Annotated in this window: 23 protein-coding genes; 21 read left to right on the top strand and 2 right to left on the bottom strand. The window is 67.4% G+C overall.

The genetic code is table 11. The features are described 5' to 3' along the window. Positions 1-238: 238 nt before the first annotated feature. Both ACBJ32_RS17225 and ACBJ32_RS17220 read right to left on the bottom strand, forming a co-directional pair. Complete coding sequence (locus ACBJ32_RS17225) at positions 239-493, bottom strand: hypothetical protein (RefSeq protein WP_375127589.1); 255 nt, start codon at positions 491-493, stop codon at positions 239-241. Positions 494-742: 249 nt separating this feature from the next. Next, the gene (locus ACBJ32_RS17220; protein WP_375127588.1) at positions 743-1,252 is read right to left on the bottom strand and encodes a hypothetical protein; all 510 of its coding nucleotides are present in this window, start codon (positions 1,250-1,252) and stop codon (positions 743-745) included. A gap of 214 nt (positions 1,253-1,466) precedes the next feature. Here ACBJ32_RS17220 and ACBJ32_RS17215 point away from each other — a divergent pair, with 214 nt between their 5' ends. From ACBJ32_RS17215 to ACBJ32_RS17115, 21 genes are all read left to right on the top strand, one after another. After that, positions 1,467-1,730: a helix-turn-helix domain-containing protein gene (locus tag ACBJ32_RS17215; RefSeq protein ID WP_375127587.1), complete on the top strand. Its 264-nt coding sequence runs from the start codon at positions 1,467-1,469 to the stop codon at positions 1,728-1,730. Then, positions 1,730-2,065, top strand: a complete 336-nt coding sequence (locus ACBJ32_RS17210) for a hypothetical protein (protein WP_375127586.1) — start codon at positions 1,730-1,732, stop codon at positions 2,063-2,065. Before ACBJ32_RS17215 ends, ACBJ32_RS17210 begins: the two co-directional genes overlap by 1 nt. 297 nt (positions 2,066-2,362) lie before the next feature. Then, entirely contained in the window at positions 2,363-2,623 is a 261-nt protein-coding gene (locus tag ACBJ32_RS17205; RefSeq protein ID WP_375127585.1) for a hypothetical protein, read from the top strand. After that, complete coding sequence (locus ACBJ32_RS17200) at positions 2,620-3,015, top strand: hypothetical protein (protein ID WP_375127584.1); 396 nt, start codon at positions 2,620-2,622, stop codon at positions 3,013-3,015. Before ACBJ32_RS17205 ends, ACBJ32_RS17200 begins: the two co-directional genes overlap by 4 nt. Further along, a complete protein-coding gene (locus ACBJ32_RS17195; protein ID WP_375127583.1) occupies positions 3,012-3,314 on the top strand; it encodes a hypothetical protein in 303 nt (100 codons plus the stop codon). The genes ACBJ32_RS17200 and ACBJ32_RS17195 overlap by 4 nt, the downstream gene beginning before the upstream one ends. Further along, entirely contained in the window at positions 3,311-3,637 is a 327-nt protein-coding gene (locus ACBJ32_RS17190; protein WP_375127582.1) for a hypothetical protein, read from the top strand. Before ACBJ32_RS17195 ends, ACBJ32_RS17190 begins: the two co-directional genes overlap by 4 nt. Beyond that, entirely contained in the window at positions 3,637-4,431 is a 795-nt protein-coding gene (locus ACBJ32_RS17185) for a Rad52/Rad22 family DNA repair protein (protein ID WP_375127581.1), read from the top strand. Before ACBJ32_RS17190 ends, ACBJ32_RS17185 begins: the two co-directional genes overlap by 1 nt. After that, positions 4,428-5,018 (top strand): hypothetical protein, encoded by a 591-nt coding sequence (locus ACBJ32_RS17180; RefSeq protein WP_375127580.1) that lies wholly within the window; start codon positions 4,428-4,430, stop codon positions 5,016-5,018. The genes ACBJ32_RS17185 and ACBJ32_RS17180 overlap by 4 nt, the downstream gene beginning before the upstream one ends. Further along, the gene (locus ACBJ32_RS17175) at positions 5,015-5,542 is read left to right on the top strand and encodes a hypothetical protein (protein ID WP_375127579.1); all 528 of its coding nucleotides are present in this window, start codon (positions 5,015-5,017) and stop codon (positions 5,540-5,542) included. The genes ACBJ32_RS17180 and ACBJ32_RS17175 overlap by 4 nt, the downstream gene beginning before the upstream one ends. After that, a complete protein-coding gene (locus ACBJ32_RS17170; RefSeq protein WP_375127578.1) occupies positions 5,542-5,904 on the top strand; it encodes a hypothetical protein in 363 nt (120 codons plus the stop codon). Before ACBJ32_RS17175 ends, ACBJ32_RS17170 begins: the two co-directional genes overlap by 1 nt. Beyond that, positions 5,901-6,032 (top strand): hypothetical protein, encoded by a 132-nt coding sequence (locus ACBJ32_RS17165; protein WP_375127577.1) that lies wholly within the window; start codon positions 5,901-5,903, stop codon positions 6,030-6,032. The genes ACBJ32_RS17170 and ACBJ32_RS17165 overlap by 4 nt, the downstream gene beginning before the upstream one ends. Before the next feature lie 9 nt (positions 6,033-6,041). Further along, positions 6,042-6,497 (top strand): hypothetical protein, encoded by a 456-nt coding sequence (locus tag ACBJ32_RS17160; protein ID WP_375127576.1) that lies wholly within the window; start codon positions 6,042-6,044, stop codon positions 6,495-6,497. Positions 6,498-6,588: 91 nt separating this feature from the next. Continuing rightward, complete coding sequence (locus ACBJ32_RS17155) at positions 6,589-6,966, top strand: hypothetical protein (RefSeq protein ID WP_375127575.1); 378 nt, start codon at positions 6,589-6,591, stop codon at positions 6,964-6,966. Continuing rightward, a complete protein-coding gene (locus tag ACBJ32_RS17150) occupies positions 6,963-7,349 on the top strand; it encodes a hypothetical protein (protein ID WP_375127574.1) in 387 nt (128 codons plus the stop codon). The genes ACBJ32_RS17155 and ACBJ32_RS17150 overlap by 4 nt, the downstream gene beginning before the upstream one ends. Continuing rightward, positions 7,346-7,756 carry a hypothetical protein gene (locus tag ACBJ32_RS17145; protein ID WP_375127573.1) on the top strand — a complete coding sequence of 137 codons (411 nt, stop codon included), beginning with the start codon at positions 7,346-7,348 and terminating at the stop codon, positions 7,754-7,756. The genes ACBJ32_RS17150 and ACBJ32_RS17145 overlap by 4 nt, the downstream gene beginning before the upstream one ends. Then, positions 7,753-8,202, top strand: a complete 450-nt coding sequence (locus ACBJ32_RS17140) for a hypothetical protein (RefSeq protein ID WP_375127572.1) — start codon at positions 7,753-7,755, stop codon at positions 8,200-8,202. The genes ACBJ32_RS17145 and ACBJ32_RS17140 overlap by 4 nt, the downstream gene beginning before the upstream one ends. 86 nt (positions 8,203-8,288) lie before the next feature. After that, complete coding sequence (locus tag ACBJ32_RS17135) at positions 8,289-8,921, top strand: hypothetical protein (RefSeq protein WP_375127571.1); 633 nt, start codon at positions 8,289-8,291, stop codon at positions 8,919-8,921. Continuing rightward, a complete protein-coding gene (locus tag ACBJ32_RS17130) occupies positions 8,918-9,274 on the top strand; it encodes a hypothetical protein (protein WP_375127570.1) in 357 nt (118 codons plus the stop codon). The genes ACBJ32_RS17135 and ACBJ32_RS17130 overlap by 4 nt, the downstream gene beginning before the upstream one ends. Further along, positions 9,271-9,663, top strand: a complete 393-nt coding sequence (locus tag ACBJ32_RS17125; protein WP_375127569.1) for a hypothetical protein — start codon at positions 9,271-9,273, stop codon at positions 9,661-9,663. Before ACBJ32_RS17130 ends, ACBJ32_RS17125 begins: the two co-directional genes overlap by 4 nt. Beyond that, positions 9,660-9,893, top strand: coding sequence for a hypothetical protein (locus ACBJ32_RS17120; protein ID WP_375127568.1), 234 nt, complete (start codon positions 9,660-9,662; stop codon positions 9,891-9,893). The genes ACBJ32_RS17125 and ACBJ32_RS17120 overlap by 4 nt, the downstream gene beginning before the upstream one ends. Then, complete coding sequence (locus ACBJ32_RS17115; protein WP_375127567.1) at positions 9,890-10,036, top strand: hypothetical protein; 147 nt, start codon at positions 9,890-9,892, stop codon at positions 10,034-10,036. The genes ACBJ32_RS17120 and ACBJ32_RS17115 overlap by 4 nt, the downstream gene beginning before the upstream one ends. The last annotated feature ends 50 nt before the right edge of the window (positions 10,037-10,086 follow it).

The raw sequence follows: 10,086 nt of genomic DNA, 5'->3' as shown, positions 1-10,086 counted from the left end.
ATGAGGGTTGCTGCGGTTGCCGGGTGATTTCTGGAGAAGCGGCCCAGCTCCTTTGCGACCCATGCGGCGGCGATGGACACATAGATGCCGGGCCGGAGTAACGCGATGATGCTGCGCAGGGATGTCTCTCCCTTGTTGACGACGACTTCCGGGACGTCATCCTCGCTGCGGCGGACGGCATACGCGGCGATCTCAGGAGGGAGATCTTTGAAGTGCGGGATGGGGTGGACGTTGTCGTTCACTCGGCGCCGTCCCGAACGGCGCCGCGGATGTAGTTCCACAGCCACGTTTCCCGCGCAGGGTCGACCTTCCCCTGAGGGTTGAGGATGACAGCCATCTCGCACCCGTCAACGACGACGTTGATGGCTCGACGCTCTGCGGTGATGGGCCGGCGCAACTCTTCGCGGAAGACGAGGGGTGGTTCGGCTGGATCGTCGGGCGGCAGGTAGGGGTTGGCGATGCGGTCCAAACCCTTGATCGCTTCACGCATCATGGCTCGTTGCGCAGGTGTGGCGCGCGCGTACCGGATGGCCTTCCGGACGAGCTTGGCGGGGGTGTCTTCGGTGCCTCCGTTGGGTGGGACGTTCGGGGGGTTGCTGGGGGACATCACTTCCGGCCGCCTCCTGGGTGGAGAGTGGTGCGGTTGTCGTATCCCTCGCTATGGGGCTGTCGGAGCCTCTATACGACGCCTTTTGTGGGTTTCGGTCCAGACCGAAGAACGCTCTGTGATAATTCTGTTACTCTAAGCGCCCTTCTGTTGCTGGCGGCGCAATTCCTCGATCTGCCGATTCTGCTCAGCCAGTTGATCTCGTTGAGAGACCAGCATCTGATTTTGATCCGCAAGCTGCTGTGTCACCTCGGCAAGCTGCTCGTGGACCTTCGTCAGCAACCCTTGGAGGTACTCCGTCGCCTCGTCCTTCGGGGCCGAGGGGTTTGACGGGACGGCCTCGGCCGGCGCGGGCTCGACGGTCACCGGCTCCGCCGAGATCTCTGGCTGCGCCGCAAGGGTGCCGCCTTCTAGAGCCTCTCGGATCGCTCCCTCCTTGAGCCGGTAGCCGGCCTCGAGCAGGGCGAAGTACTCATCCGAGAAGTTCGTCCGAGTGTCGGGTGCGCCTTCGATGTCCGCTACCAGCTTGTAGTTGAGTTCAGTTGCCGCACAGAAGGCTGTGCGGCGGCTGTACCCGATGTTGGCGCGCCGTGACCTAAGGAGGCGGGCCACGCGGCTCCACGCCTCGGGAGGGTACTCACTCACGGGTCATCTCCGTTTGTCGGCGACTCACTCCAAATTTTGCTGGAGATCCTAGGAGATCGTCAAGCGGCGTCCGGAAAACGCTTGCCACCTGGATGGATACGGATGGAGTTGAAGTGACATCTGTGTTCGAACGACTCCAACTGCCACCATGACGACTCCGAAAGACTCCGAATAGCTCTTGACTGGCGCTTCGGACATCTCCAATACTCTCCGTATGGCTCCAATTGACACGGTCCAACAGCACGGACCCGCGATCCGCGCCCTGCGCATCAAAGATGGTCTCTCCGCTGCCGGGCTGGCTGAACTGGTCGGATGCGCCCAGTCGGTCATCTCCCACCTTGAAGCGGAACAGAAGCGACCCTCTGAGCAGATGCTCAACAAGATCGCTCGTGCCCTGCATGTTCCTGTGGCCGCGATCAGCCGCGAGCCCTTCGCCATCGGTGTCGAGGCCGGAGAGCCGGAAGAGAGGTCCGCCTGATGACCAGGACCTACACCTTTGAGCAAGCCGCCGAGATCATCCAGGTAGTCACGGCGAGCTGGCTCCTCAAGCAGCGCCGCAAGGGCAACATCGAAGCCACCCCGTTCGGGCGCGGCTGGATCCTCACCGAACAGCAGATGCAGAAGCTGCTGACGGAGGGCGTTCCCACCGAAGAACAGCGCAAGCGCCCTCAGCGGACTCCCAAGCAGGCGGCCCCACGCAAGCCCCGCCAGCCGAAGCCGGCACGCCCTGCAACGCCGAACTCAGGCGCCAGTGAGCCGTTGGTCTTCGACCGGACCCGTAGCCACCGCTATCGCTCGGGAGACTCCGCATGAACCGTCTGTTCGAGCCTGACCTGGGCGACGACCTGGCCCGCATGGCGGAGGAGATCGCCGCAGAGGTTCAGCAGGAACTGGACGACCGGCGATGACCATCACCGAGCACTTCAACCTGCGCGTCGAGGCCCGCTTCCTGCTGAACCGCATCCTCAGGGCCATTGATGACGCCCTGGAGTTCGCCGCTGAGCCTGTCGCCCCCTGACAAGGCTGCGGGCCCGGACAGAGCCACCTGCCACGGACCCGCTGATCCCCGCTCAACCCGAAGTCGGACCACGACCTAGAGAGCGAGAACTGATGACCAAGGTACTTGAAACCCTCGCCGCCTACACGCAGGAGTACCTGTGCGACTCCGGCGGCGGCCACCTGAAGACGGCGCTGCTGGCCGCGGTGTTGACGGAGCAGCAGCAGATCCCCGCCGCGGAGGCGATCGACCTGGCCGCGCACGAGCCGTGGGACCCGCGGGTGCGTGAAGCCAGTCAGGAGAAGGACCGGCTGCTGCACCAGGCGTGGCTCGCCGCCATGGCGGCTGAGCAGGACGGCCAGGTGCCGGCATGACGTACCTGGAAGCTTTCCCGTCCGCGTTCGAGGTGGCGATCCTCCACCTGCCGAACGGTGTGGCAGCCCGCGTGCATCACCCGTTCGGGGTGAAGGAGTACCGGCCGCTGATCGTCGAGGAGTCCACGTTCGTGGTCGTCCCCGGCTGGGCCGACGTGATCGGCTGGGGTGCCGTCTGCTGGCACTACACGCTGCGGGGTGTCAGGAACGGCCGGCATCGGCTGGACCGCGCAGCGTGGCACGACGCGGCCACGCTGCTGCAGATGTCGCCGGTCGTGTACGTCACCTACGAGAAGCGCGACTCCTACGGCAAGCCTCGCTGGACTGCCGTGGACGCTGGCGTCGAACCGCTCGCTGCCCGTCTCGCTGAGAAGGCGGGAGCGACGTCATGAGCGATCCCTTCGAGATCCGCTTCGAGAACCCTCCGCCGGTCGTCACCAGGTGGGCGAAGTCGGTGGCGCTCGACTACGAGCAGATCGCCGAAGTGCTGGTCGCACATCCGGGGGAGTGGGCGTTCGTCGGGGTGACCGCCACACCTACGAGGGCGGGCGGCGCAGCGCAGCGCATCCGTGACGGGGTGGTGGAGGCGCTGGCGATCCACGGCCAGTTCGACGCCGCCTCCCGCACGGTTGACGGCGAGTACCGCGTGTACGCCAAGTTCCTCGGTGAGGCCGGCGAGGTGGCGTCATGACGGGCTCCTGGCTGATGCTCTCCGAGGTCGCCCGCCGCATCACCGCGGCGACCGGCCGGCGCGTCACCTTGGACGACGTGATCGCGCTCGGCGACGACGACGGCCCGCTGCAGGCGCAGTTCATGCACGGCTACTGGTCCGTGTCGGAGGACTCCGTCACCGCCTACCTGTCTGCCTCGGAGTGCCCCAGCCCTGCGGCTGACGCGGTAGCCGAGCACGCAGACGAGCCGACTGTGGGCCGCTGGACCCGAGCTGAAGACCCCGAAGCGTTCGCGGACCGAGCGCACTACGACACCCCCAACGACGAGGGAGGCCAGTACTGATGGGCTTCACCCGGGCGCAGGTGGATCAGCTCCTGCAGCCGATCAACACCAACCGCGTCCTCCGGGACGGCAAGGGCCACTCGCACGTGTCCCAGCAGGACGTGCTTGCCCACCTGGTGCGCATCTTCGGGTTCGGCAACTTCGACACCGAGATCATCAACGTGGAGTGTGTCTTCGAGACGCCGCGCGTCAACGACCAAGGCAAACCCTCTGGCCGCTGGGATGTCTGCTACCGGGCCGCCTACCGGCTGATCGTCAAGGACGAGCATGGGGTAGAGGTCTGCCACTTCGAGGACGGCTCCACCGCCACGGCGGAGAACCAGAAGCGTGGTGACGCCCACGACCTGGCGTACAAGTCCGCGCTGTCGCTCGCGAAGAAGCGGGCCGCGATCCCGCTCGGCGACCAGTTCGGCTTGTCCCTCTACAACAAGGGCCAGACCAGCGCGCTTGTCCGCGGCACCCTCGTGATGCCCGAAGGTCAGCCGGCGGAGCAGGACGTACAGGACGGCGTTGAGAAGCAGGTCTCTCTCGGCAACGACGAGATCGAGCGTGACCTGGACGCCTCCCCGGCTGAGCCTGCTGGACACCCGGTTCCCGCAGTGTCGGTCAACGCCGAATGGGTGAACGCCTTCGAGACGCGGTTGGCGTCGGCAGGGTCCGACCAGCTAGGCGCCTTGAAGCGGGAGGTGGCCGCCGAGTTCAAGCATCACCGGCTCGACTCCGACGCCGCCAACCAACTTATGGACGCCATCAGGCAGCGGCAGGCCGAGCTCAACGGTCAGGAGGCCGCGTGAACGCCAAGACGCACGCCCTGAAGGTGGGCGCCGCGAAGGTGCTTGTGGACATCGTCACCGAAGGCTACGAGCAGCTCCGCAAGGACGCGGAGAAGGAGTTCGCCGAACTCCGCAAGGACGAGATAAAGGCTCTGTCGGTGAAGCTGCCGGATGGCTCCGAGGTGGGCGGTATCGCCATCTACGACGGGCCGCCGAACACGCAGGTCAACATGAAGACCGTGGCGGCGATCGTCGCCAACGACGCCCCTGAAGAGTTCGTTGAGATGTTCACTGACGAGGCGTTGAAGGACGAGAACCTGCTCGCCTTCGTTCGCGACCAGCTCCCGCACCTCCTGGTGACGCGGATCAACCCGGACTACCTGAAGAAGCTGCTCAAGCGGATCGACTCCAACGGCTACCTGAAGGACGCCGCTGGCACCCGCATCAAGGTGGCGGAGGTGACCCGCGGGGAGCCGACCGGCAAGTTCGCCTTCACCGCGGGGCCGGGAGCGAAGGAGCTGGTGTGGCAGGCGTGGCAGGACGGCAGCCTTGAGCCGGTCCTGGGCGACCTGATCAGGCCCGCCCTTGAGGCGGGTGAGCCCGAGTGACCTACTCCTCTCTGCCCCCCAGGAAGAAGCCGCTGCGAAACACGACGCCGATGCCTCCGAGCGGACGCATCGAGCGGACGACGTCCATGCCCCGCGGCTCGGGGTTCAAGAAGACCGGCAACCCGCCCAAACGGAAGTCCTCCGACCAGGCCAAGACCAACACGGGCCTGCGCGCGTTTAAGGCTGAGGCCCGCCGGCGGGATGGCGACTGCTGCGTGAAGTGCGGCGTCATCTTGAACGGGAGCGGCAACGTCCACCACCGCCGCAACCGTGGACAGGGCGGCTCGCGGAAGGCGAACGTCATCTCGAACATGATCACGTTGTGCGGGACGCCCCTCAGCTTGTGTCACGGAGAGGTGACGCTGGAGCCGGACAAGTGCGACGCCTTCGGCAACGGGTGGCGACTGTCCACCAATGGCACCACCGACCCGGCAACCGAGCCCGTCAACGTGGCGTGGCTCGGCTGGGCGCTTCCCCTCGCTGATGGAACCTGGCAGGCCATCGACGCTCGCGAGGTGGCGTGATGGCCGGGCAGGCGATCGTCGAGTTCATCTACGACTGCACCGCGTGCGGCGTTGAGGGCCCCCACCGGTACGACGGCGACGAGTTGGCCTGCCTGGCGTGTGGAACGCCGCGCGAGGTGGAACCCGAGCTGATCGCTTCGGTGCTCAACATGCAGTTCTGCGACTGGTGCCGGGAGACGCTGCCGGCCTCGCACACGTGCCGCCCTGAGGATCCGTCGTGCGAGTCCCCTGCCCATCTGTACCCGGACCGGTGCGGCATCTGCCCGACCGATCTGGCCCTGCAGAGGCGCGACCTCGCCCGCCGTGCCGAGTTCCAGCACGGCTCCCCTTCTGACCTTCGTCTTCCTGAGGAGACCCCGTGATCTGGCCTGTCCCAAGCCGGGAGGACGACGACTCCCGCGGCTGCCTGTCCAGCACCCCGCTGATGCTTCTCGGGGTCGGCGTTCTCGTCGTGGCCGTGGTGACGGCCTGCTCCCACTTCATCGCCTAGGAGATCGCCATGACCCACGTAGACGACCTGTACGAGGCCAACGACCGAGAGCCTGACGAGGACGAGCGTTGGGCGCCGGGCGTGGTCCCGGTCAACCTTGGCGAGGTCGAGCAGCGCCTGACCAGGCTCGCATTCCTCACAGAGCCCGCCACCGGCGGCGGCAACACGATCCCGGGCGCGAAGGACTTCGACGACCTGCGCGAGCTGATCGGCTACGACGTGCCTGGTCTGATCGCCGACCTGGCCGCCGCCCGCGAGCGGATCGCCGGGTTCGAGGCGCTGGAGAAGCGCGAGGAGTGGACGGTCACCGGAGGGCCGAACTTCCCGGCCAAGCCCAGCGGGCCGCCGATCTCGCCGGACAAGGGCGTGATCGCGTACGTCGGCAGCCATGCGGCAGCGCAGTTGTGGCGCCGGATGCTCTCGCTGCATCCGTGGGAGCCGATCGACTCCGAGCCCCCCTTCTAGCCGCTCTTCCTGATCTTCCGCTTCGTGCTCGACCACCGGGGGCGAGCACGAAGCGGCACACCACCCGAACCACCCGAGCACAGGAGATCGCATGGGACGCCACAGCAGCACCACCGCACACAAGCCGGCCCGCGCCAAGCGACCTGCGGGCCAGACCTTGTACACCGCGGTGCTGCGGCTGTGGCGGCTCCTCCCGGACGAGTTCCGGCGCCGCATGTGGCACCGCCGTCGCCGGTGGAGGTCCTGGTGGGACCACCGCTACGCCCGCCGCGTCGCTCGCAAACTCCGTGATTGGACGGCTGCCCGCGACTGGGACGCCAGCCTCCCCAAAGACGCCGGCCAGTGGGCGGACGCCTGGGACCACATCGGCTCCTACGCCGTCGCCGCCGAACTCCGCCGCCTCCGTACCGAACGAGGCGATCTCCTTCCTGCCCGCCCCCGCATCGAGCCTCTCCAGGAGGACCTGTGACCACCACCGACCAGGCCGTACGGCCGCTGCTCGTCTCATACGGGCACCTGTGCTGCGCCTTCTGTGACACCCGCTACGACCACGCCATCGTCGTGGACTCCCCGCTCTCCCCGCGCCAGCAGCTCCGCCAGGCCGCCGCCCGCGCCGGCTGGAAGCAGACGGTCGCCGACCTGGACGCCTGCCCGCAGGACGCGGAGGGCGTGGCGGCGATCCTCATCGAGAGCTGGCTGATGATCTGGGGCCCGGACAACCCGCTGGTTCCGGCGCAGTGGGGTTCGCCGGTGATGAACGGCGACACCCAGCAGACCCTCACCATCCCCGCCGTCGTCGAGCCCGCAGCGGCTCCGGTCGGCTCCCACCCTTACGAGAGGACTTCGGCATGAGCACCGAAACCCCCGAGAAGCCCACGCCCACGAACCCGTACCAGGCCCGCCGCGAGGCGATCGCCCGCGCCATCAAGGCGTGGCAGAACATCGAGGGCAGCGAGTCCGGCCACGACCTGGACGACGCGACCGACCTGGAGGACTGCTTCCTCGACGAGGGCCTGACCTTGATGCCGCGCTCCACGGGCCACGGCAAGTGGGTGGTGGAGGTGGACGGGAAGCGCGCCCCGATCGCTCCCGGCTCGGACCGCCCGGTCGGCCTGCTCGACGCCGAGGAGGCGGCTGACCTGTTCCTGACGCTCAGCGCCGCCGACGAGTACGCCGAGCACCCGCCCACGATCCGGCCGGCCACCGAGATGGAGTTCAAGCTCGCCGTGGCCAACCACGTGTTCGGAGGTGGGGCATGAGCGACATCACCCCCGCCGGGAAGCTCGCCTCCGTGCTCCTGGAATACGACGACGGCGCCTGGTACGCCGACCCGCTCGGTGGTTGGGTCACGACTGAGGTCGAGGGCGACACCATCAGCCTCAAGGTCGCCCGCTACGACGAGACGGGCGAGGAAGTCTCCGACCAGACGCAGCACTTCCGGGCGGTCGTCGTCGAGGGCGAGACGGTCCCGATCGTGCTGGAGCGCCCGGACATCAGCAACCCGTCAGCGGTGACCGGCCCCCGCTTCGGCGAGGAGGCGGGCGAGTCGGTGGAGCACGGCTGGAGCGTCTTCGCCACAGACCACGTGCTGTTCGGCGGGACGGGCCACGTCTCTCCGGCTGAGGCTCGTCGGTTCGCTGCCGCTCTGGTCGCCACGGCGGACGCTCTTGAGGCCGCTCAGGCTCAGACAGGCGGTGCCCAGTGAGCGTCATCGAACTCAGCACCCGTGAGCTCCACGACCTGCTGGCCCCGGTCTTGCCGCACGCCAGCACCGACAGGACGCTCCCCGAGTTGGGCGTGATCCGCGTTGAGGTCCGCGACGGCATCCTCTACGCGATCGCCACCGACCGGTACACGATGGCCGCCACCCGGCACCGCCTCCAAGAGTCCACCGCCGACACGGAGATCGCGATCGGCGTGGCGGATGCCGCCGCCTTGATGAAGGTGTTCAAGTACACCCAGAAGGACGACCCGTGGCTGACGCTAGCGGTCGGCAAGGTTGAGGCTGAAACCGTCCTCGACCCCGCCGACCGGCCCGCCCTCACCGTGACGGCCAAGGACGGCAACACCCTGGTCCTCAACGGTAGAGAGGCCCTCCCACTCGCCTCCTGGCGCACGTACATCGGCAAGGCCATCCACCGCGAGCAGCAGCCCGTCAACCCCAACCTGGCGCTCACACTCACCCTGATGTCGCGCTGGCTCAAAGCCACCCGCAACGGCGCCTGGCTGACGTTCTCCATCGGCGCCGGCAAGCGCGACACGGTCCTGGTCCGGGCGGGTGACCACTTCATCGGCATCTGGGCGCCCATCACATGGCGGCGGGAGTTCGATCTCACCGACAGCCCGTGGTGCAAGGAATTGCCGCCTGAGGTGGAATCCGGCGCCGCCGCTCAGTCCGAGCAGAAGCAGGAGGCCACCCGATGAGCGACATCACTCCCGAGAAGGTCGCCCACCTGAAGCACCTCCTGGGCTCCGTTGGAGACCTCCCGTGGTTCCTGTCGGACTGCGAGGGCGACATGCAGATCTGGCGTGAGTCCGCTCTCCAGCGCGTCAGCCGGTACCGCTCCGGCGAGATCGCCGCCTACAGCACCCCCTCCTCCTACAAGCGCAACGACCTGGTCGCCGAGTGGGATCTGGACACGTGGGACGAGGGAGAGGACGAGGACGACGACGAGCGGCGCCGTATGGCCGAACTCATCGTCGAAGCGGTCAACGCCCTTCCTGGTCTTCTCGCCCTCGCTGAGGCCGCTCAGGCAGAGCAGGAGCGTGCCCAGTGAGCACCTTCGACCAGATCGCCCCGTACCCGCGTTCCGAGCAGGAGGCCACCGCGAAGACGATGGGCCGCTCGTTCGCCGTGCACGCCCAGGTCCACTGGCGGATGGCGATCGAGCACCCGGACCAGGAGAAGGCCCGCGAGTCCGCCCGATGGGTGGGCCAGTACTTCGCTCTCGCCTACCTGTTGCGGGAACTGCAGCAACGGTCCGGCAAGGAAGCCGCCGACCAGGTCGCCCGTGACTTGTGGGCGGAATTGGACGCCGTCTCAGGCATGGGCGGCTGGGTGTGGCACTGGCTGACCGACTACGGCGTCAACAAGACGCTGCTGAACAAGGTGATCGACGACCTGATGGCCGAGTCCGCTCCGTCTCCTTCGGGGGTGGCCTCGTGATCGCCGCAGGGCAGGCTGTCGTGGCCGCGTACGTGGCGGGCGTCGTCGGGATCCTGGTGGGTGTCGTCATCGCCGCCACCTACCGCAGCGACCGGCGCCGGCGCCGTACCGAGGACGGGCGGGAGATTCACCCGCCTCTGCGGGTGGACCAGCTCCTGCGTGACGAGCTCGGCGAAGAAGCGGACCGGCTCACCCGCGAGTGGGACAGCCAGCAGAGGGGCGACCGGTGAACGTCCTGACGCTGTTCGGCTGGTCCCTGGTCGCAGTCGGCGGCTACGTCACGGTTGCCTCCGTGGCGCTGCTGTGGTGCCACTCCTGGGCGCAGAAGCAGCCCGATCCTTACGACGTGTGGGGGGAGGACGGCGATGACTGACTCCTGCGATCGCCACTGTCCGTGCGGCTCTCTGATTGGCCGCTACGGCG

It is taken from the genome of Nonomuraea sp. GTA35 (assembly GCF_041950525.1).
Lineage (GTDB): Bacteria > Actinomycetota > Actinomycetes > Streptosporangiales > Streptosporangiaceae > Nonomuraea.
The sequence above is the reverse complement of the archived record's forward strand: the minus strand, read 5'-3'. Positions and strand labels throughout refer to the sequence as shown.

What these genes read in the sequence shown, in the direction of transcription:
- ACBJ32_RS17225 (WP_375127589.1), bottom strand. Translation starts at nt 493, where the DNA reads ATGATGCGTGAAGCGATCAAGGGTTTGGACCGCATCGCCAACCCCTAC.
- ACBJ32_RS17215 (WP_375127587.1), top strand. Translation starts at nt 1,467, where the DNA reads ATGGCTCCAATTGACACGGTCCAACAGCACGGACCCGCGATCCGCGCC.
- ACBJ32_RS17210 (WP_375127586.1), top strand. Translation starts at nt 1,730, where the DNA reads ATGACCAGGACCTACACCTTTGAGCAAGCCGCCGAGATCATCCAGGTA.
- ACBJ32_RS17205 (WP_375127585.1), top strand. Translation starts at nt 2,363, where the DNA reads ATGACCAAGGTACTTGAAACCCTCGCCGCCTACACGCAGGAGTACCTG.
- ACBJ32_RS17200 (WP_375127584.1), top strand. Translation starts at nt 2,620, where the DNA reads ATGACGTACCTGGAAGCTTTCCCGTCCGCGTTCGAGGTGGCGATCCTC.
- ACBJ32_RS17195 (WP_375127583.1), top strand. Translation starts at nt 3,012, where the DNA reads ATGAGCGATCCCTTCGAGATCCGCTTCGAGAACCCTCCGCCGGTCGTC.
- ACBJ32_RS17190 (WP_375127582.1), top strand. Translation starts at nt 3,311, where the DNA reads ATGACGGGCTCCTGGCTGATGCTCTCCGAGGTCGCCCGCCGCATCACC.
- ACBJ32_RS17185 (WP_375127581.1), top strand. Translation starts at nt 3,637, where the DNA reads ATGGGCTTCACCCGGGCGCAGGTGGATCAGCTCCTGCAGCCGATCAAC.
- ACBJ32_RS17170 (WP_375127578.1), top strand. Translation starts at nt 5,542, where the DNA reads ATGGCCGGGCAGGCGATCGTCGAGTTCATCTACGACTGCACCGCGTGC.
- ACBJ32_RS17160 (WP_375127576.1), top strand. Translation starts at nt 6,042, where the DNA reads ATGACCCACGTAGACGACCTGTACGAGGCCAACGACCGAGAGCCTGAC.
- ACBJ32_RS17155 (WP_375127575.1), top strand. Translation starts at nt 6,589, where the DNA reads ATGGGACGCCACAGCAGCACCACCGCACACAAGCCGGCCCGCGCCAAG.
- ACBJ32_RS17145 (WP_375127573.1), top strand. Translation starts at nt 7,346, where the DNA reads ATGAGCACCGAAACCCCCGAGAAGCCCACGCCCACGAACCCGTACCAG.
- ACBJ32_RS17140 (WP_375127572.1), top strand. Translation starts at nt 7,753, where the DNA reads ATGAGCGACATCACCCCCGCCGGGAAGCTCGCCTCCGTGCTCCTGGAA.
- ACBJ32_RS17130 (WP_375127570.1), top strand. Translation starts at nt 8,918, where the DNA reads ATGAGCGACATCACTCCCGAGAAGGTCGCCCACCTGAAGCACCTCCTG.